17 protein-coding genes are annotated in these 19,285 nt (G+C 61.5%); 14 read left to right on the top strand and 3 right to left on the bottom strand.

The window, feature by feature from the left end; translation table 11 throughout:
• The 3 genes from D8780_RS13990 to amaB are packed head-to-tail and all read left to right on the top strand — an operon-like array spanning position 1 to position 4,732.
• Complete coding sequence (locus D8780_RS13990; RefSeq protein WP_121646154.1) at positions 1–2,190, top strand: thiamine pyrophosphate-dependent enzyme; 2,190 nt, start codon at positions 1–3, stop codon at positions 2,188–2,190.
• Positions 2,187–3,233, top strand: a complete 1,047-nt coding sequence (locus D8780_RS13985) for an ACP S-malonyltransferase (protein ID WP_121646153.1) — start codon at positions 2,187–2,189, stop codon at positions 3,231–3,233. Before D8780_RS13990 ends, D8780_RS13985 begins: the two co-directional genes overlap by 4 nt.
• Positions 3,230–4,732 carry an L-piperidine-6-carboxylate dehydrogenase gene (gene amaB / locus D8780_RS13980; RefSeq protein ID WP_121646152.1) on the top strand — a complete coding sequence of 501 codons (1,503 nt, stop codon included), beginning with the start codon at positions 3,230–3,232 and terminating at the stop codon, positions 4,730–4,732. The genes D8780_RS13985 and amaB overlap by 4 nt, the downstream gene beginning before the upstream one ends.
• A 258-nt stretch (positions 4,733–4,990) precedes the next feature.
• Here the strand turns inward: amaB and D8780_RS13975 are convergent, their stop codons facing one another.
• Both D8780_RS13975 and D8780_RS13970 read right to left on the bottom strand, forming a co-directional pair.
• Positions 4,991–5,743: an SDR family oxidoreductase gene (locus D8780_RS13975; protein WP_121646151.1), complete on the bottom strand. Its 753-nt coding sequence runs from the start codon at positions 5,741–5,743 to the stop codon at positions 4,991–4,993.
• Between the two features lie 87 nt (positions 5,744–5,830).
• Entirely contained in the window at positions 5,831–6,184 is a 354-nt protein-coding gene (locus tag D8780_RS13970) for a cyclophilin-like fold protein (protein WP_121646587.1), read from the bottom strand.
• A 769-nt stretch (positions 6,185–6,953) separates the two neighbouring features.
• On the opposite strand from D8780_RS13970, the gene D8780_RS13965 reads away from it, so the two are divergent.
• From D8780_RS13965 to D8780_RS13940, 6 genes are all read left to right on the top strand, one after another.
• Positions 6,954–7,412, top strand: coding sequence for a (R)-mandelonitrile lyase (locus D8780_RS13965; RefSeq protein WP_121646150.1), 459 nt, complete (start codon positions 6,954–6,956; stop codon positions 7,410–7,412).
• A 356-nt stretch (positions 7,413–7,768) separates the two neighbouring features.
• A complete protein-coding gene (locus tag D8780_RS13960) occupies positions 7,769–8,665 on the top strand; it encodes a LysR family transcriptional regulator (RefSeq protein WP_121646586.1) in 897 nt (298 codons plus the stop codon).
• Between the two features lie 102 nt (positions 8,666–8,767).
• A complete protein-coding gene (locus D8780_RS13955; protein WP_121646149.1) occupies positions 8,768–9,529 on the top strand; it encodes a carboxymuconolactone decarboxylase family protein in 762 nt (253 codons plus the stop codon).
• A 43-nt stretch (positions 9,530–9,572) separates the two neighbouring features.
• Positions 9,573–10,211: an NADPH-dependent F420 reductase gene (locus tag D8780_RS13950; protein WP_121646148.1), complete on the top strand. Its 639-nt coding sequence runs from the start codon at positions 9,573–9,575 to the stop codon at positions 10,209–10,211.
• 27 nt (positions 10,212–10,238) lie between these two features.
• Positions 10,239–10,634: a (R)-mandelonitrile lyase gene (locus tag D8780_RS13945; RefSeq protein ID WP_121646147.1), complete on the top strand. Its 396-nt coding sequence runs from the start codon at positions 10,239–10,241 to the stop codon at positions 10,632–10,634.
• A gap of 302 nt (positions 10,635–10,936) precedes the next feature.
• Positions 10,937–11,836, top strand: a complete 900-nt coding sequence (locus tag D8780_RS13940; RefSeq protein WP_121646146.1) for a helix-turn-helix domain-containing protein — start codon at positions 10,937–10,939, stop codon at positions 11,834–11,836.
• A gap of 40 nt (positions 11,837–11,876) precedes the next feature.
• Here the strand turns inward: D8780_RS13940 and D8780_RS13935 are convergent, their stop codons facing one another.
• Positions 11,877–14,030 carry a TonB-dependent siderophore receptor gene (locus tag D8780_RS13935; protein WP_121646145.1) on the bottom strand — a complete coding sequence of 718 codons (2,154 nt, stop codon included), beginning with the start codon at positions 14,028–14,030 and terminating at the stop codon, positions 11,877–11,879.
• 279 nt (positions 14,031–14,309) lie between these two features.
• Between D8780_RS13935 and D8780_RS13930 the strand changes: the two genes are divergently transcribed.
• The 5 genes from D8780_RS13930 to D8780_RS13910 are packed head-to-tail and all read left to right on the top strand — an operon-like array spanning position 14,310 to position 19,279.
• Positions 14,310–15,305, top strand: coding sequence for an iron-siderophore ABC transporter substrate-binding protein (locus D8780_RS13930; protein WP_121646144.1), 996 nt, complete (start codon positions 14,310–14,312; stop codon positions 15,303–15,305).
• Positions 15,302–16,345 (top strand): FecCD family ABC transporter permease, encoded by a 1,044-nt coding sequence (locus D8780_RS13925; protein ID WP_121646143.1) that lies wholly within the window; start codon positions 15,302–15,304, stop codon positions 16,343–16,345. The genes D8780_RS13930 and D8780_RS13925 overlap by 4 nt, the downstream gene beginning before the upstream one ends.
• On the top strand, positions 16,342–17,382 hold the full coding sequence (locus D8780_RS13920) for a FecCD family ABC transporter permease (protein WP_121646142.1): 1,041 nt from the start codon (positions 16,342–16,344) through the stop codon (positions 17,380–17,382). Before D8780_RS13925 ends, D8780_RS13920 begins: the two co-directional genes overlap by 4 nt.
• On the top strand, positions 17,379–18,221 hold the full coding sequence (locus D8780_RS13915) for an ABC transporter ATP-binding protein (RefSeq protein ID WP_121646141.1): 843 nt from the start codon (positions 17,379–17,381) through the stop codon (positions 18,219–18,221). Before D8780_RS13920 ends, D8780_RS13915 begins: the two co-directional genes overlap by 4 nt.
• On the top strand, positions 18,218–19,279 hold the full coding sequence (locus D8780_RS13910; RefSeq protein ID WP_121646140.1) for a siderophore-interacting protein: 1,062 nt from the start codon (positions 18,218–18,220) through the stop codon (positions 19,277–19,279). Before D8780_RS13915 ends, D8780_RS13910 begins: the two co-directional genes overlap by 4 nt.
• The last annotated feature ends 6 nt before the right edge of the window (positions 19,280–19,285 follow it).

Below are 19,285 nucleotides of genomic sequence, written 5' to 3'. Positions count from 1 at the left end.
ATGGACCGCTCCGCAATTGTTCACGACAATTTCCTGCGCCGCGTGGCCGCAGGCGACCTGCCCGCTGGACAACCGGCGGACGGACCGCTGTCACGCGCCGATGCGGTGTCGATCTTTCGTTCCGGCTGTCTGTGCCGGGCGCTCGACCGGAAGAGCCGTGCGATGCAGGCAGCGGGCCAGGGCTATTACACGATCGGATCATCGGGCCATGAGGGCATGGCGGCCGTTGCCGCCGCGCTCCGGCCGACAGACATGGCCTTCCTGCATTATCGTGACGCGGCCTTCCAGATCCAACGGGCCGCGCAGGTTCCGGGGCAGTCCATCGCCTGGGACATGCTCCTCTCCTTCGCCTGTTCGACCGAGGACCCGATCTCGGGCGGACGGCACAAGGTGCTCGGATCGAAAGCGCTGAACATTCCGCCGCAGACATCGACCATAGCAAGCCATCTACCGAAGGCGGTGGGCGCAGCCTATTCGATCGGCATGACGCGTCGGCAGAAACCGGAGCATCAGGCGCTGCCCTCCGACGGCATCATCATGTGCTCTTTTGGCGATGCGTCTGCGAACCATTCCACCGCACAGGGCGCTTTCAATAGCGCGCAATGGACCTCCTATCAGGGCATACCCATGCCGCTTCTCTTCGTCTGCGAGGATAACGGCATCGGCATCTCCACCAAGACCCCCAAGGGCTGGATCGGCGCGACCTTCGCCAACCGCACAGGGCTCAAGTACTTTTCCTGCGACGGCCTGGACATGTTCGAGACCTTCAAAGTGGCGCAGGAAGCGGCGGCCTATGTGCGCAAGCGGCGGCGTCCCGCTTTCCTTCATGTGCGGACGATCCGGCTTTACGGCCATGCCGGCGCCGATGTGCCGACCACCTATATGAAGCGGCAGGAGGTCGAAGCCGAAGAGGCCAACGATCCGCTGCTCCATTCGGTCCGTCTTCTGGCTGGAGCCGGCGCGCTGGACCCGGCTGATGCGCTCGACATCTATAACGAGACCAATGCGCGCGTCGAACGCATCGCGGACCATGCCGTGAAGCGTCCGCGGCTGAAATCCGCGGACGAGGTGATGGCGAGCCTCATTCCCCCGCCCCGGTCCTGCCGAAAGGACGGCGGGCCGACGCAAGAGATGCGTGCGAACACATTCGGCAACGATATGAAGGCTATGGAAGAGCCGCAGATCATGTCACGCCTGATCAACTGGGCGCTGACCGATCTGATGCTGGAACATGGCGAGATCGCCCTGATGGGTGAGGATATCGGTCGCAAGGGCGGTGTCTATGGCGTCACCCAGAAGCTGATCGGCCGCTTCGGACCCTCCCGCGTGATCGATACGCTGCTCGACGAGCAATCCATCCTCGGTCTTGGGATCGGCATGGCCCATAACGGTTTCCTGCCCATGCCGGAGATCCAGTTTCTCGCCTATCTGCACAATGCCGAGGACCAGTTGCGCGGCGAAGCGGCGACGCTGCCCTTCTTCTCCAATGGCCAGTACACCAACCCGATGGTCCTCCGTATCGCTGGTCTCGGCTATCAGCGCGGGTTCGGGGGCCACTTCCACAATGACAATTCGATCGCCGTGCTGCGCGATATTCCGGGCCTGATCCTTGCCTGCCCTTCCAACGGCGCGGATGCGGCGATGATGCTGCGCGAATGCGTCCGGCTGGCGCGTGAAGAGCAGCGCCTTGTGGTCTTTCTCGAGCCGATCGCGCTCTATTCCATGCGGGACCTCGACCAAGCGGGCGAGAGCGGCTGGATGACGCATTATCCCGACCCATCCAAACGGATTGGCTTCGGAGAGGTCGGCCAGCATGGCGACGGCACCGATCTGGCCATTCTCTCCTTCGGCAATGGTCTCTATCTTTCCCGACAGGCCAGCAAGCAATTGGAAAAGGAAGGCGTTTCGGCCCGCATCATCGATCTTCGGTGGCTATCGCCCCTGCCCGAAGCGGCTATCCTCGATGCGGTCACCGGCTGCCGAAATATTCTGGTGGTCGATGAGACCCGACGCACCGGCGGGCTTGCCGAAGGGCTGATGGCGATGCTGACAGAGCGGACGGACATTCCCCATTCGCGCATCAGCGCAGAGGACAGCTTCATCGCAACCGGGCCGGCCTATGCCGCGACCATGCCATCGGCCGACTCGATTTTCGAAGCGGCGCTATCGCTGATGACGGTACCGGCATGAAGAAGACGGCGGTCGTCATCTGCCCCGGCCGGGGCACATACAACAAGTCCGAACTCGGCTATCTGAAGCGCCATTTTCCGGACCCGGCTCTGCTAGAATCCTTCGACGCGCTGCGCCGGGACGAGGGTCAACCAACGCTCGCCGAACTGGATGGCGCACAGACGTTTTCCATTGCCCAGCATACGCGCGGCGACAATGCCTCCGCGCTGATCTATGCTGCGACACTGGGCGACTTTCTCTCCATCGACCGCGATGAGATCGAAATCGTCGCCGTGACCGGCAATTCGATGGGCTGGTATTCCGCCCTCGCCTGCGCCGGTGCGCTTTCGCCGGAAAACGGCTTTCGCGTCGCCAATACGATGGGTACGCTGATGCAGCGCGCCCTCATCGGCGGCCAGCTCGTCTATCCGTTCGTCGACGAAAACTGGATGGCGCAGCCCGAGCGTCGGCAGACGCTGCTCGCCAAAGTGGACGAGATCGACGCTCGCGCCGACCATCTGCTCGGGCTTTCCATCGCTCTTGGCGGAATGCTCGTGCTAGCGGGCAACGAGGCCGGTTTGAAAGCCTTCGAGCAAGAGGTGGAACCTGTTCAGCAGCGTTTTCCGATGCGTCTCGGCAACCACGCCGCCTTCCACACCGCGTTGCAGGCGCCCGTGGCGAAGCAGGGACGCGAGCAGCTTCCATCGGAACTGTTCCGTCAACCGAACCTGCCGCTGATTGACGGGCGCGGCGCCATCTGGTGGCCTGACGCTACGCCAACCGAGGCGCTGCGAAACTATACGCTCGGCGCACAGGTGACGGAGACCTATGATTTCACGCAAGCGATCACCATCGCGGCGCGGGAATTTGCGCCCGACCTCTTCATTGTCACGGGGCCGGGGACGACCCTCGGCGGCGCGGTGGCGCAATCGCTGATCCTTGCGCGCTGGTTGGGCATGGACAGCAAAACTGATTTTCAAGCGCAACATGATGACAAGCCGCTTCTGGCAGCCATGGGCATGGCGGAGCAGCGCAAAACCGTATCCAAAGGAGTGACAGAATGAGCCACCGGAACGTTCTCACAGCAGCCGGACTGACCGAAGCCGAACTGACGGGCGGCACGCTTTCGGTCCATTCGCCGATCGACGGCACCGAAGTTGCAAAGGTCAGGGAGACGCGGCCGGAGGAGATGCCGGCGATCATCGCGAAAGCTCAGGACGCCTTCCGCGCCTGGCGCGAAGTGCCGGCGCCGCGCCGCGGGGAACTCGTCCGCCTGCTCGGTGAGGAATTGCGCAACGCGAAGGAAGAACTCGGCGCGGTGGTCACGCTGGAAGCCGGCAAGATCGTTTCCGAAGGCCTCGGCGAAGTACAGGAGATGATCGACATCTGCGATTTCGCCGTGGGCCAGTCGCGACAGCTCTACGGCCTGACCATCGCATCGGAACGGCCGGGCCACCGTATGATGGAGACATGGCATCCGCTCGGCCCGTGCGGGGTCATCACCGCCTTCAATTTCCCGGTCGCCGTCTGGTCCTGGAACACGGCGCTGGCGCTGATCTGCGGCGACCCGGTGATCTGGAAGCCGTCCGAAAAAACGCCGCTGACAGCCATGGCGACGATGAAGATCATGGAGCGCGCCCTCGAACGCTTTGGCGACGATGCGCCGGACGGTCTCCTGCAACTGGTGATCGGCGGTGCGGAAATCGGCGAAGCGCTGGTCGCTTCGAAAGATGTCCCCATCCTCTCCGCGACGGGTTCGACGCGGATGGGTTCCGTCGTCGGGCCGAAGGTGATGGAGCGCTGGGGCCGGCCGATTCTGGAACTTGGCGGCAACAATGCGATGATCGTCGCGCCGTCCGCCGATATCGACATGGCTGTCCGCGCGATCGTCTTCTCGGCCGTGGGGACGGCGGGCCAGCGCTGCACCAGCCTTCGCCGGGTGATTGCCCATGAGTCGATCCGGGAGGATCTGGTGGCCAAACTCGCCAAGGCTTATCAGACCCTGCCGGTCGGCGACCCCCGTAAGGAGGGCACCCTGGTCGGCCCGCTGATCGACGGGAAGGCGCGGGAGCAGATGCGGGCCGCGCTCAAGACGGCCAAGGAGGAAGGAGCCCACGTGCATGGCGGCGAAGCTGTCACCGACAACGTGCCCGATGGCGGCGCCTATGTTGCACCTGCGATCGCCGAGATGCCGGCCCAGAGCGATATTGTCCGCACAGAGACCTTCGCCCCGATCATCTATGTGATGGGCTACGATACTCTGGAACAAGCGATCGCCATGCAGAACGACGTTCCGCAGGGCCTGTCGTCGTGCATCTTTACGCTGAACATGCGCGAGGCGGAAAGCTTCCTCTCGGCTGTCGGATCGGATTGCGGCATCGCCAATGTCAATATCGGCCCGTCGGGCGCGGAGATCGGCGGGGCATTCGGCGGCGAGAAGGAAACCGGTGGTGGCCGCGAGAGCGGTTCGGACGCCTGGAAAGGCTATATGCGCCGGCAGACCAATACGGTGAATTATTCGGCGGAGCTGCCTTTGGCCCAGGGCGTCAAGTTCGACATCTAGGACGCGGCGGACCTCCCTGGAATACCACGGCTCCGGCGGAAGACGCGTCCCCGAAACCATCTTTCTGGCCGGCGATGGGAGTGCGCTCCTGCCATTGCCCGGATCCTAACAAGCGATTGGACTGAAAGCTTGTCGAATGGAAGCGTTTATGCGCGTGACGTCAATGGTCCCGCCCGGCAGGTCCGGGCGGGAATTGAGGCCATTACTGTGTGTCCAACCTTGTCGTGTTAGGTCATGGACCCCGATGCCTGCCGACCGTTACCAGGGCTGTTTCGCCGGCCCCACGGTGAATTCGTTCACCGTCGTGTCCTCCGGCATGTCGAGTGCAAACGCGACGACATCAGCGATCCGGTCGGGCGAGATGCCGTAGGTATCGTAAAGACCCTGCATCCCCTCGGCGGTCTGCTTGTCGGTGATCGTGTCGAGTAACTCGGTGTTGATCGCCGCAGGATAGAGCGTCGCGGTGCGGATATTGGTGCCTTCAGTGGCCGATTCCATACGCAGCACTTCCATGAAGTTTCGTACGAACCATTTGGTGCCGCCATAAACCGCCGCACCGGCATAGTTTTTGAGGCCTGCGACGGACGAAACCGCGAGGATGTGGCCCGATTTCTGCTCGGTGAAGATCGGCATTACCGCAGCTACGCCGTTCAGCACGCCCTTGACGTTGACGTCGACCATCTGGTTCCACTCATCCGTCTTGAGCGCGGAAACGGGCGAACTCGGCATCAGCCCGGCATTGAGGAAGATCGCATCAACGCCGCCATAGGTTTCCTTGGCAAGCGCGACGATCGCGTCGTTCTGCGACGGGTCGGTCACATCCAGTTCCTGCCAGACGGCTTGACCGCCGTTGTTTTTTATCGCGTCCGCGATCTGTTTGAGCTTGTCGCCACGGCGCGCGCCGAGCACCACATTGGCTCCCTTTGATGCGAGCAGTTTCGCCGTCGCCTCGCCGATGCCTGAGGAAGCGCCGGTGATGATGACGGTCTTGCCGGTGATATTATTGGTCATGATGGTCTCCTTGAGGTTTGGTGCGGATCAGGCGATCCCGCGAGTAACGGGCTGCCCTGCATCGTCCGCAGAGTTTGTAATGGTGGATTAGTCGGCCAGTTCGATACGGACCGCAAAGGCGCTGTCCTGGATCAACGCATCCATCGGTTCGTTGAATTCGCCAAGCCGCACGAGGCCGCGGGAATCCTGGAAAGGCTTGTAGAAAATCGCGAGATTGCCCCACGGCGCGTAGTGCGTGATATCCCCTGCTTTGGGCGTGTAGCTTGCCGGCGCACCTTCAATATCGAGCTTGCGTGGCAGGTCGGCGACTTTTTCGGTGGCGTGAAAGTCGCTCAGCGTCAGGTCGAGCGGCAGCAGCGAGGCGAAGTCGCGCGCGACCTGCGTGTCGTCAAGCATCGCCTCCAGAGTTTCATTGCCGACAATGACATGGATTTTGGTCATGGCGGTTTCTCCTGTCTGGGAATTCGAGGGCGCCGCACCGGCCAAAAGAACCAATGCCCCCGCAGCGATCGTCAACGTCATGCTCCGCCCGGTCATTGTGAAATCTCCATTCGCGTGCCGCTCGATTGGCTTCCAATCTAATCGCTATTGCGCGCAGGATAATCGGTTGAGTGTCTCTATCACTCATGAGCAACGCTCATTAATGAGTCGGTGACTGCGCCGGCTTCGTGTCATGGGCATTCGGTAGGCCGGGCCCGCCTGCCTTTGAGATTGGGCTTGGCGAGGTGTCCCGCAAGGCTCTGTGCGGAAGACGATTGCAGCTTATCGAACGAGATGATGCCGACGTCGTCGTAGAGATCGGCATGGTCGGCGGAGACGGCGCTCAGGACTATGCCCGCGAAGCCGCATATACCGACAACCCCGATTCGTTGGCGATCAACGCGGTCCTGAAGCTCCGAAGAAGCCGATCCCGACTATGACCTTTTCCTTGCGGGCTGGATGTTCCACGCTCCCAAACTGGTGTTACGTTTGTAGCAAACGAAGCTCTCAATCGTGCGAGCAGTCACGAGAAGGCTTCATGAATGCCGAATTTGTTGTCCTACTCTGGGTAGCGCCACCTGCTCCAACTCATGAGGCTGTCTCATGAACGTATCCCATCCAGCGATCATGATCGCACGGAAGGCACGCACTAATTGAGTCTGAGCGAGGCACCGTTCCCTGCCGCTGGCGGCGAAGGCCGCATCTCGATCAAAAAAGGAGACGACCCGATATGAAACGCATTCTCGCAACAACACTCGTTATGGCGCTTTCTGCGCCTGCCGCATTCGCACAAACCGCGGAAGTCACCAGCGCCGAGCAACGCGCCGGCAGGGTTGGCGGCGCCGACACGTTTACCGGCACGGTCTACGTCCAGCCCGTCTTCGATGCCCGGATGGGCAATATCAACGCCGGCTCCGTCACCTTCATGCCGGGGGCGCGTTCGCACTGGCATAAGCACCCGGTTGGGCAATGGCTCGTCGTGACCTCCGGGACGGGCTGGTACCAGGTCCGCGACGAAGAGAAGCAGGTCATGAATGTCGGTGACGTCATCTGGTTTCCGGCTGATGTCGATCACTGGCACGGCGCGACCGATCAGCACGCGGTGACGCATCTCGCCGTCCAGGAGGCAATCGACGGCTCAGCGGTGAGCTGGGGCGACCCGGTTTCGGACGAAGATTATGCGCAGTGAACGGGATCGCGGCCCGGACGCGATGCTCTACGTCACTATGGGCTGAACCGAGCGGCGGGAGCGCCCGCCGTCTCGAAAGCCCCGCAGGAAGGGGCCGCGCGTATCCCGACGGGCGGCGACAACTAGGCGAAGCGACGAGACCGGCGAGGGCATGAAGATGCCGTGGCCCTTTCCAGCAGCGGCACGGCCTTCGACGCCTTCTCTTTGGGCGAACGCATCCGCGACCTGGCTGACCTCGGAAGATCGCCTGATCCTGATGGTGCCATGATTGCACAGTTCATGGACTGATGAGCCGTACGCATATATCGTGAGGGAAACCTACCATGATCCTCGACCGGCAGATCAGGGCGTCCCGCATGCTTCGTGAAAACATCATCGATCTGATCGCGCTGGCCACGGTGGCAGAGGAGCGCAGTTTCACTCGCGCCGCAGCCAGGCTCAACGTCTCGCAATCGGCGCTGAGCCACACAATCAAGGGGCTGGAAAAGCGGCTTGGCCTGCGGCTTCTGACCCGCACGACCCGCTCCGTCGCGCCGACGCTGGAGGGGGAAGATCTGCTGGCTACGCTCACGCCGTGTTTCGAGAAGATCGAGGCGCGGCTGGAGGCGCTCAACGAGGCGCGCGACCGGCCCACGGGTACCGTGCGGATCGTCGCCACCGAATACGCGATCGAATCCCTGCTCTGGCCGAAGCTCTCTCCTGCACTGAAGGCCTATCCCTCGGTCAATGTCGAGTTCGTCGTCGACTATGGTTATACCGACCTTGCCAGCGCGCAATGCGATGCCGGCGTGCGCTACGGCGACCAGGTGAGCGAGGGCATGGTCTCGATGCGGATCGGGCCGGAGGAGCGGATGATCTGCGTCGGCGCGCCGGACTATTTCAAGGCCAACGGCACGCCGCAGACCCCACAGGAGCTCGGCGACCACCGTTGCATCAATCTGCGGCTCAGCAACCACGGCGCACTCTATGCCTGGGAGTTCGAGGACGAGAACGGCAACGAAATCCGCGTCAAGGTGCAGGGCCAGGCCTGCTTCAACACGATCAATCTGGTATTGCGCGCAGCGAAAGACGGGCAGGGTCTGGCGCTTGTCCCCGAGCAGCTGGCCGCCGAGCATATCGCTTCCGGCGCGCTGCAAATCTGCCTGGAAAGCTATTCGCCCTATTTCGCAGGCTTTCATCTCTACTACCCAAGCCGGCTGCGCCCGTCCTCGGCCTTTCAGGTGGTGCTGGACGCGCTGCGCGAGCGGAGCTGACATTTATGAGTCGGGCTCATGGGCGAGGTGATCTGGCCAGCCATTAAATTCCGGCCGTAATGCGCCACATAGATCGGGTCGCTGCAACAAAGGAGTTCCCCGATGAAACCCCTTCTCGCAACCGCCGCCATGGCGTTCGCTGCTTCCACCGCATCCGCACAGGATCTTTCGCGCACCTTGCCCGATGCCGTAGGACATGTGGCCCCGGCGCTTGAATCCTATTCTAATGACGATCTCTTCAGCTCCGTCTGGAAGGGCGAAGAGCTTTCCGCCCGTGACAGGGCGCTTGTCACTTTCGCCGCGCTGATGACCCGGCACGAGACGGACAATCTGGCCGACCACGTAGCGCTTGCGCTTGAGGCCGGGGTGACGCCGGCGGAAATTTCCGAAACCATTACTCATCTTGCCTTTTACAGTGGCTGGGGCAACGCCACCGCCGCTGCAAGAGCCGTTGCACCCGTCTTCGACGAACGCGGCGTGACCGCGGACGACCTGCCCGCCGTCGATCCCGAACTGCTGCCGCTGGACGAAGAGGCCGAGGCTAAACGCGAAGAGAATGTGCGCGGCAATTTCGGCGATGTCAGCATGGGTGTCGTCGACAATACGCGCGAATTGCTGTTCCGCGATCTGTGGCTGCGTCCGGATTTGGAGCCGCGCGACCGCAGCCTCATCACCGTCGCCGCGCTGATCGCGGCCGGCCAGCCCGAGCAGATGACCTTCCACCTCAACCGAGCGATGGATAACGGTCTGACGCAGGAGGAGGCCGGAGCGATGTTGTCGCATCTGGCGTTCTATACAGGCTGGCCGAAAGTGTTTTCCGCCCTGCCGGTGGCGAAAGAGGTCTTTGAGGCCCGCACCGAGTAAGCTGTCCAGCGGATAGTGCCGCTGGAGGGAAAGGAGACCCGCGATGAAAATCGGCATACTGGGATCTGGGCTCATGGGCGCCAAGCTCGGCACGCTTTGGTCGCGCTGCGGTCATGACGTGACCTTCGCCTATGCGCGCAGCACGGCGAAGCTGGAGCGTGTAGCCCGTGAAGCGAATGCGGCCAGCGGCTCCGTCGCCGAGGCCGTGCAGGATGCCGATGCGGTGCTGCTGGCAGTTCACTGGTCGCGGATTGACGACGTGCTGGAACAGGCCGGCGACCTCGCCGGACAGGTCGTGCTGAATTGCTGCGTTCCCCTCGACGAGACCAACACCAACCTCGTCGTCGGCACGACCACCTCCGGTGCCGAGGAATTGGCGAAGATGCGCCCCGATGCCCGCTGGGTGTCGTGCTTCAACACCAGCCCATCGGAGAGTTTCGCCGGGGTCTTCGCGCGGAAGGACCGGACCCCGCGACCGCACCTGCTCGTCTATGGCGACGATGCAGGGGCCAAGACGATCGCACACGATCTGATCGGCGACATCGGTTTCGAACCGCTGGAGGCAGGCGGGTTGCATACCGCACGTTTCGTCGAGCCCTTCGCCATGGTCACCGCGGAGCTGGCCTATGGCCAGCCCGGCGGACCGGCACTCACCTACCGTTTCGAAAAGCTGCGCGACTGACGCCGCACCCAACTCAAGGAGTCGAAAATGAAAATCACCCGTTCGGGCACCAACCCCTCCGGTCCCGGCCCGGAAGAGTATTTCACAGGCATTGTGCGCATCGACCCTCTGTTCCAGGCCGAGGAGCCGGGCCGCACGAGCGGAGCGCTGGTGACCTTCGAGCCTGGCGCCCGCACCGCCTGGCACACCCATCCGGCCGGCCAGACGCTGATCGTCACTTTCGGGCGCGGCCGCGTCCAGCGCGAGGGCGGCCCGGTGGAGGAAATCAGCCAAGGTGACGTGGTGTGGTTTCCTGCCGGCGAGAAGCACTGGCACGGCGCCTCACCCGAAACAGCGATGAGCCACATCGCCGTCCAGGAGAGCATCGACGGCAGTCCCGTCACCTGGATGGAGAAAGTCTCCGACGAGGACTATCAAGGCTAAGCGGGCGAGCCGGGCGGCAAGTTGCCCGGCTTTCACTCTGTCATGCGGTCGCGGGTGAAGACGTCGTCGGTGGGCCCTGCGACGCATGGCAGGATTGGCACCGCTTGCCGTCCTCTGCGCGTGTGTGCTGTTCGTATGGGATTGCAGCGAACGAAGGCGAAAGGGTTGCGCCGGGCGGCCATTAATGGCGTTCAGACGCCTCCGCTTGCACGGGCCGCTAAACATGATAAAAAGTGTCAGGCTAATCCTGTCCTGCGGAGGGCAGAACCAGCCCTTGTCTCATCGTGCACACGGTTAGCGGAATGAACTTCCTGCATTCCATGACGACCCATACAGAGGGTATTCGGCCCACACGTTCGGCCAATTGGCGCAGCCTCGACGGTATTGTTGGCGTCTTCTGGGACGCGGAAGGCGAAACCGGCGCGCGCGGCTACTATCTCTCTCCAGATCCCCGGATCCTCTTTTTTTTCAACGACATCTCCTCGCATATCGGTATGGCGAGCAGCGCCGGTGTAAGTTCTTCTCATTACCGGCCCATGAGCCGGGCAATCTATGTGCCCCCCGGCATGCCGCTCTGGACAAGCTTCTCTTCAGCGCATCGCTTTTCTCATCTCGACATTCATCTTCACCGGGACCGGCTCATAAGATTTCTGTCGCCATCGTTCGGGCGGGCGGCCTCTCAGGCCATTTTGCAGCGCCCGGCTGAAGTTCAGGATGTCAGTGCCATCGAGGCGCTCGCACGCCTGCTGGTCGAGGAATTGCGAAGGCCGGGACACCATCCCCTCCACGCCGAGAACCTGGTTGGCTGTATCGTGACCGGGCTTCTGGACTTGCCGGAAAAAGAGCGCAAAGAGGCGAAAGGCCGATTGACGCAAGCTCAGATGAACAGGCTTTGCGGTCGCCTTAATTCCCAGAGCGACCACCGGCTGAGTGTCGCCGAGATGGCGGAGACGGTCGGATTGTCGGAAAGCTGGTTTGCGACTGTCTTCAAGGAGACGACAGGCCAGACACCTTCGCAGTGGCAGTTGGCCAATCGTATTGACCGCGCCAAGGATTTCTTGCGGACGAGCGAGTTGACGATCGCCGTGATTGCCGCTCAGCTCGGTTTTTCCGATCAGGCTCACCTTACCAATGCTTTTCGCCAGACGGTGGGTGAAACGCCCGCCGCGTGGCGGCGGGCGCAGAAGAAGAGAGAGCACTAGTCTCATCTCACCTGCCCGGTATCGGGTAGCCTCGAACAGCTTACCACGTGCGGCGCAGCGTCGCCGTGATCTCGCGGCCCGGATTGTAGAAGTTCGCGCCGAACCCGCCATAGGTCACGTGCTTTTCATCCAGGATGTTGCGGACATTGACCTGAAGCGTGGTGTCGTCGACCACCTCGTAAGACAGGGCGGCGTCGAGAATGACGGCGGCCTGGGCCTCGCTCGTATTGGCATCGTCGAAGAAAGCCGAACCGAGATAACGCGCTCCGACGCCAACATTGAGGTCGCCGCGACGGCCCTGTCCTTCCAATTCGTAGTTGAGCCAAAGCGATGCCAGGTGATCGGGAATCAGAGACAGATTGTTGCCTTCATTGCCGAGCGTGCCGTTCTCGATGATCTCTGTGTCGAGATAGCTGTAGGCCGCCGTCAGATCGAAATTGTGCGGCAGTTCGGCCTTCGCTTCCAGTTCGAGGCCGCGGACCCGTACCTCGCCCGTGGTTTCCGGCAATAGAGTGACAGGGTTGTTGCGGGTGATATTGTATTTCGTCAGATCGAAGAAGGACGCCGTGAGCAGCGCCGGGAAGGCCGCCGGCTGATATTTGACGCCGACCTCATATTGCTCGCCGCGCTCGGGCTCCACGGTCAGCGAAGCGGGAACAACCGATTCCGCGTAGCTGCCATAGACGGCGAACTCGTCGGTCAATTTGTAGGAGAGACCAAAACGTGTGGTGAGTTCGTCGAATTCCGCGTCGGTATCCTCACCGGTCAACCGGTTCGTCTGATCGATATCGATCCAGTCATGTCGCAGACCAAGAGAGGCGGTCAGCCTGTCGACGAACGTCACATTCTGCTGGAGGTAGACCGCTCTTGTCTCCTGGTCGCGGGCGGTGTCGCTGTAAGCGGGTAGCGAAGCGGGAGCGCCGCTATACTGGACATCGGTGTAATCGATCGGCGAAGCGGATGTGTAATATCCGACCGTTTCACTATCGAGTGTGCCGAACTCCGCGCCGACAATCGTACTGCTTTCAATGAAATCAAAGGTGGCATCGTAGCGCGCATGCGCGTCGATGATGAAGCTCTCCTCAGGGCTCTCATTGGCGATATAATCACGGGCCACGACGGTTGAGCCCGGTGCAGGCGGTGCGGCGACGTAGACATAGCCGTAATCGCTGTCGAGATTGGAATAGCGCGCATTGGAGCTGACCGAGAGTCCGTTGCCGAAATCATGGTCGAACATCACGCTCAGCGTGTCGCGTTCCACTCCGCGATAGTTGAAATCCGGCTCGCCGAAGAAGCGGTCGCGATCAAAATCCGTACCGATCGGAAAACCGCTCGCGGTCGTTTCATCTGTGTCCAGGTGATCGAAAACAACGGAGAGGCTGGTGTAGTCGGTCGGCCGCCAGGTCAGTCCGCCCATCAGGAAGATCTCGTCATCCTGCGAATAGTCGTATTCCTTGTCGCTGTCCTTCAACTTGCCGATCAGACGGAAAGAGAGCGTATCGTCGCTTGTAATATTGTCACCGAAATCGATACCGATCTCCTTGTGGTCGAAAGAGCCACCGGAGACGTAAACCTCCCCGAACCGGTCGGACTTTGGCAACTTGGTCACGTAATTGACCGAGCCGCCCGGATCGGAAACGCCGAAGATCGTGGAATTTGCGCCCTTCAGAACCTCGATCCGTTCATAAGCATAGATTTCCTCCCGCGGGCCGCCGAACGGGTCTCCAAGTGTGAGGCCATCGCGGTAGTGATAGGCATCAAAGCCGCGGATCCGGAAATAGTCGAACCGATCATCGCCGCTGTAGAAGTCCGTGTTGACACCAGCGGTGTAATTCAAGGCCTCTTCAACGCTGTCGGCATCGCGTCGTTGCAGTTCCTTTGCCGTCACGACGGATATGGAGGCAGGGGTCTCGAGAATATCAGTCGGTAGTTTGCCGCCGCCGGTCGTCTGTGTTGCGACGATGGAATTGGCGTCATCGTCAAGGGGCGTATCACGGTTAGAGCCGGCGCTGGCGTCTTCGTCAGGGGTTTCGACAGTGATCGTCTCAAGCGTCGTGACACGTCCTGCCGGTTGCTCCTGAGCCCAGACGTGGAACGGCATGAACACTGCTAGAGCGGTGCAGCCAAGAAGCATTGCCTTGCGATAATGGATCATCGCGTCTTCAGCCGTCAGGCCGGTCCGTTCAATTTTCATAGTCTGGTTCCCGTGAATCCACGCTGTTGGCGCTCTCGGCCGCTTTATTGCGCCTCACCGAAAGTCGAAACTCTATTCGTCGCGTGGGTGCAGCCGAAGACCCGATACGACAGCGGATCGCTTAACTTGATCGTTTTAGTCCTGTATTGGAGATTTCACCGGTCTTGGAGAATTCTCCGGCAAGTTTGATCACATTGCGTCGTTCCGGCTCGGCGCGCCTTGACGCATCGTTTTTTACCTGAAACGAAACTCCACTTTCGCCAGCAGGGAGTCGCTTTCATGGGTTTGCCCATTCGTTTCGCCGTTACCGTACTCGCAGGATTGCTCGCGATCACGGCGTCGCCGAATGCCGGCGCGGATGAACCGGGTTACCCGATCGAGATCGATCACGCTTTCGGCACGACGATCGTAGAAAAGAAACCCGAGCGCGTCGCCACTGTCGCATGGGCGAACCACGAAGTTCCGCTGGCACTCGGCATTGTCCCCGTCGGCTTTGCGCGAGCCGATTTCGGCGATGACGATGGTGACGGGCTTCTCCCATGGGTCGAAGAAAAACTCACCGACCTCGAGGCCAAGACACCGGTTCTCTTCGATGAGGGCGACGGCATCGATTTCGAAGCCGTTGCAAGCACCAATCCCGATATCATTCTGGCCGCCTATTCCGGCCTGAGCCGGTCGGACTACGACATGTTGAGCCGGATCGCGCCGGTGGTGGCCTACCCCGAGACGGCATGGTCGACGGACTGGCGCGAGATGATCCGCCTCAACAGCCGGGGTCTGGGCATGTCTAGCGAAGGCGAGCACCTTGTCGCGGACATCGAAGCACAGATCTCGAAAACGGCGGCGGCCCACCCAACGCTACAGGGCAAGACCGCCCTGTTCGTCAGCCATCTCGACGTGACCAATCTGAGCATGGTGAATTTCTATACGGCCAGCGATACTCGCGTGAAATTCTTCCGCGATCTGGGTCTTGGCGTGCCTGCCGTGGCGCAACAGGCTGCCGAAGCCGGCCGGTTCGCCGGCTCGATCAGCGCCGAACGGATCGACGAATTCGACGATGTTGATATCATCGTCTCCTATGGCAACCCGGAGATGATGGAGACTCTCTCTCTCAACCCGCTGCTTTCGAAGATGCCGGCGATCGAAAATGAAGCAGTCGTCCTACTCGGCCGCGATCCGCTCGGTACAGCCGCCAATCCGACACCACTTTCCATTCCCTGGGTGCTCGACCGATATGTCGCACGCCTTGCCGATGCTGCAGGGAAGGCAAGATGAGTTTCGGCGCCCTGGCATTGGCGGGACGAACGTCCGAGCGCGACCGTTCCAATAGCGGCCGTCTCGTCTGGCTGATCGTTTCACTTCTGGTGCTCGTGGCGCTGTGCTTTTTCTCCGTCGCGCTAGGCGCCCGTGAAGTCGGCTTTCACGATATCGCCGCCGCCTTCGCCGGCCAGGCCGAGACCATCGATCAGGCTGCCGTGGCGGTACGCATGCCAAGAACCGTTCTGGCGCTCCTCGCCGGCATGGCACTGGCGATGGCCGGCGTCATCATGCAGGGCATAACACGCAACCCTCTCGCCGATCCCGGGATTCTCGGCGTCAATATCGGCGCTTCCCTCGCAGTCGTCGTCGGTGTGGTCTGGTTCGGCATCGGGTCCGCCAATGCCTATATGTGGACGGCCATTCTGGGGGCAGGCATCTCGGCGATTTTCGTCTACACAATCGGATCGTTGGGACGAGGCGGCGCGACACCGCTGAAGCTCACCCTCGCTGGCGCAGCCACCTCCGTCGCCCTGTCATCGCTGGTGATCGCCGTGGTTCTTCCGCGTGCCGATATCGCCGGCGGTATTCACCAATGGCAGATTGGCGGCGTTGGTGGCGCCACATTCGACAATATCCGTCATGCGATGCCTTTCCTCGGAGCCGGTTTCATCATCGGCCTTCTATGCATACGCAAACTGAACGCCCTCGCGCTGGGCGAAGAGCTGGCGGCCGGTCTTGGTGAGCGCGTCGCGGTCGCGCGCGGCGTCTCGGCGCTCGCTGCAATTTTGCTGTGCGGCGCGACAACGGCGATCTGTGGCCCGATCGGCTTCCTCGGACTGGTCGTCCCTCATCTTTGCCGGCTTCTGGTGGGCGTCGACCATCGCTGGCTTCTCCCGTTTTCAGCCATTGGCGGTGCGTGCCTGCTTTTGTTCGCGGATATTGTCGGCCGCCTCGTCGCGCGGCCGGCGGAGATCGATGTCGGTATCATCACCGCTCTGGTAGGAGCGCCCGTTTTCATCTGGATCGTCAGGCAACAGAAAGTCCGCGCCTTATGACGGCCTTGTCACCAGCCATTGAGACGCTTGCCCGAAATCGCAGGACACGCAGCGTCCATCGTCGCATGTTGATCGGCTTTCTACTGGCGCTCCTCGTCGGTCTCTTTGCCCTAACACTCCTTCGCGGCGAATCGCTCACGCCTCCCTTGGACGTCCTGCGTGTTCTGATGGGCGAAGATATCGCTGGCGCGTCCTTTACCGTGGGCGAATTACGCCTTCCTCGCGCCCTCCTGTCGATCCTGACCGGTCTGAGCTTTGGCCTCGGTGGGGTCGCATTCCAGATCATGCTGCGCAATCCGCTCGCCAGCCCCGACATTATCGGCATCAGTTCCGGCGCCAGTGCCGCCGCGGTCTTCGCAATCGTCGGTCTTTCGTTGCGCGGCACGGTTGTATCGGTGTTTGCGATCGCCGCGGGATTAGCCGTCGCGCTCCTCATCTACGGGCTGTCCTTTCGCGGCGGCGTTGCCGGCACCCGGCTGATTCTCGTCGGAATCGGCATTTCGGCCATGCTCCAAAGCGCCCTTGCCTATCTGCTCTCGATCGCGCCCGAATGGAGCCTTCAGGAAGCAATGCGCTGGCTGACCGGCAGCGTGAACGGCGCTCGGCTGGAACAGTCCGCACTGCTCGCCATCGCACTGGTCTCATTCGGCGCACTCCTTCTCAGCCGTTCGCGTGACCTGGAGGCATTGCGGCTTGGCGACGATACCGCAGCAGCGCTTGGTGTGCGCGTCGCGCCGACCCGCGTCATCGTCATGGTCGCCGCCGTCGGGATCATCTCCTTTGCGACTTCCATGGCGGGCCCGATCGCCTTCGTCGCCTTCCTGTCGGGACCGATCGCCTCGCGTGTGATGGGCGCCAATGGCTCTCTTCTGGTTCCGGCCGCTCTCATCGGCGCCATACTGGTTCTTCTGGGCGACTATTGCGGGCAGTTTCTCCTGCCGAACCGCTATCCCGTCGGGGTGGTCACCGGCGCCCTCGGCGCGCCCTATCTTCTCTATCTGATCGTCAGAGCAAATCGCGGCGGTGGCACGCTTTGAACTCCGGTCACACTCTTTTCGTCGACGATCTTTCCGCCGGCTATGGCGATGCACTTGTTCTCAGCGGCATCGACCTTCTTGTTCCGCCCGGCAAGATCACCGCGATCGTCGGCGCAAACGCCTGCGGCAAATCCACCCTTCTGCGGGCCATGTCACGCCTTCTGGCGCCGGCCGCAGGCAAGGTGCTCCTTGATGGCAAGTCGATCCATCGGATGGCGCCAAAAGCCCTGGCGCGGATCGCCGGACTGCTGCCTCAGTCGCCGACGGCGCCAGAGGGTATTACGGTCGCCGACCTGGTCAGTCGTGGACGTCACCCCCATCAAGGACTGTTCGACTATTGGAGCCGCCAGGACGAGGCGGCCGTGGCCGAAGCGATGGCCGTTACCGGAACAGCCGCTTTGGCCGAGCGGGCCGTAGACGAGCTTTCCGGTGGTCAGAGGCAGCGTGTCTGGATCGCCCTGGCCCTGGCGCAACAGACCGATATCCTGCTGCTCGACGAGCCGACGACCTTCCTTGATGTCAGTCATCAGATCGAGGTTCTGGATCTGCTTACCGAGCTCAATCAAAGACAAGGAACGACCATCATCATGGTGCTGCATGATCTCAACCTGGCCGCGCGCTATGCCGACCATCTTGTGGCCATGGCGACGGGCGGTCTGCACAGTTGCGGCGAAGCCGAAAAGGTTCTGACCGAACAGAATGTGCGCGAGGTATTCGGGCTGGAAAGCAGGATCATCACCGATCCGGTATCGGGACGCCCGATGATGTTGCCGATCGGACGGCATCATTTGATGCCGGACCAGAATGCAATCGAGACGACGCGAGGAGAACCGTCATGACGACCGGCTGGAATTTCAGAATTGCCGGCATGGCGAAGCTGGCGGACGCCCCAACCGTGCTGAACGAGATCGAAGAGCATTTCGTCGAGCATGCCGAAGTGCGGCGGGTCGGCGATGAACTGCGTCTGAGATCGCCCACGGGACAAGCCGATATCAGCCTGAAAGAGGAGGGACTGCTGATCCAGCTGGCCTGCCGTAGCGAGGAGGATATGCAGCTCAGCCTCAACAGTATCGCGGAACACCTGTTCTACTTTGCCGGGGACAATATTCCCGAACTGACCTGGTTTGAGCCGCTGCCCGACGCGCTCCCGAATTTTCATCACGTGACGGTCGTCAACACGGAGGATGTGACGCCGCATATGCGCCGCGTGAAGTTTTCTTGCGACGATGTGTCGCCCTTTCTGGGCGGCGGCATGCATGTTCGCATTCTCGTGCCGCCGGCCGGGCGTCCGCCCGTATGGCCCAGCCTTGGTAAGGATGGCCGGATCGCTTGGCCCAAGGGCGATGACGAACTGCTCGTCCGGATTTACACGATCCGCTACGTCGATGTGGAGCGTTCCGAACTGTGGATCGACTTCCTTCAGCACCCCGCGCCGCATATCGCGACACCCGGGGCCGACTTCGCCAGAGACGCACGAGCCGGGGACCGGATCGGCCTTCTCGGACCGGGGGGCGGCAGCGTCCCGGAGGCCGAGACCATTTTTCTGGCGGGCGACGAAAGTGCGCTTCCCGCCATCGCAAGGATTGCCGCCGAAGTCTCCTCGGGCACCCAGATGCAGGCCATCATCGAGGTGCAGGATGCCAGTGAAGAACAAGCTCTATCCACGGAGGGTTCGCTCGATCTACGCTGGCTGCATCGAGAGTCTTATCCTTCCGGCGCGAAGGACGTTCTGGCCACGGAAAGCAAAACTCTACTAGCGGCCGTCAACGAAGACACTTTTGTCTGGGTCGCTTGCGAAAAGCAGGAATTGCGCATAATCCGCGCCTTTCTGAAAGAGCGCGGGCATGACCGCAAGCGCACCTATGCGGCATGGTATTGGGACCGGCAGTCAATCTGACGCGAG

Source organism: Notoacmeibacter ruber, assembly GCF_003668555.1.
GTDB lineage: Bacteria > Pseudomonadota > Alphaproteobacteria > Rhizobiales > Rhizobiaceae > Notoacmeibacter > Notoacmeibacter ruber.
Note: the sequence above shows the minus strand (reverse complement) of the source record. Positions and strands in the feature narration are given on the sequence as shown.

Coding starts and splice junctions, on each gene's coding strand:
- D8780_RS13990 (WP_121646154.1), top strand. CDS start 1: ATGGACCGCTCCGCAATTGTTCACGACAATTTCCTGCGCCGCGTGGCC.
- D8780_RS13985 (WP_121646153.1), top strand. CDS start 2,187: ATGAAGAAGACGGCGGTCGTCATCTGCCCCGGCCGGGGCACATACAAC.
- amaB (WP_121646152.1), top strand. CDS start 3,230: ATGAGCCACCGGAACGTTCTCACAGCAGCCGGACTGACCGAAGCCGAA.
- D8780_RS13975 (WP_121646151.1), bottom strand. CDS start 5,743: ATGACCAATAATATCACCGGCAAGACCGTCATCATCACCGGCGCTTCC.
- D8780_RS13970 (WP_121646587.1), bottom strand. CDS start 6,184: ATGACCAAAATCCATGTCATTGTCGGCAATGAAACTCTGGAGGCGATG.
- D8780_RS13965 (WP_121646150.1), top strand. CDS start 6,954: ATGAAACGCATTCTCGCAACAACACTCGTTATGGCGCTTTCTGCGCCT.
- D8780_RS13960 (WP_121646586.1), top strand. CDS start 7,769: ATGCTTCGTGAAAACATCATCGATCTGATCGCGCTGGCCACGGTGGCA.
- D8780_RS13955 (WP_121646149.1), top strand. CDS start 8,768: ATGAAACCCCTTCTCGCAACCGCCGCCATGGCGTTCGCTGCTTCCACC.
- D8780_RS13950 (WP_121646148.1), top strand. CDS start 9,573: ATGAAAATCGGCATACTGGGATCTGGGCTCATGGGCGCCAAGCTCGGC.
- D8780_RS13945 (WP_121646147.1), top strand. CDS start 10,239: ATGAAAATCACCCGTTCGGGCACCAACCCCTCCGGTCCCGGCCCGGAA.
- D8780_RS13940 (WP_121646146.1), top strand. CDS start 10,937: ATGAACTTCCTGCATTCCATGACGACCCATACAGAGGGTATTCGGCCC.
- D8780_RS13935 (WP_121646145.1), bottom strand. CDS start 14,030: ATGAAAATTGAACGGACCGGCCTGACGGCTGAAGACGCGATGATCCAT.
- D8780_RS13930 (WP_121646144.1), top strand. CDS start 14,310: ATGGGTTTGCCCATTCGTTTCGCCGTTACCGTACTCGCAGGATTGCTC.
- D8780_RS13925 (WP_121646143.1), top strand. CDS start 15,302: ATGAGTTTCGGCGCCCTGGCATTGGCGGGACGAACGTCCGAGCGCGAC.
- D8780_RS13920 (WP_121646142.1), top strand. CDS start 16,342: ATGACGGCCTTGTCACCAGCCATTGAGACGCTTGCCCGAAATCGCAGG.
- D8780_RS13910 (WP_121646140.1), top strand. CDS start 18,218: ATGACGACCGGCTGGAATTTCAGAATTGCCGGCATGGCGAAGCTGGCG.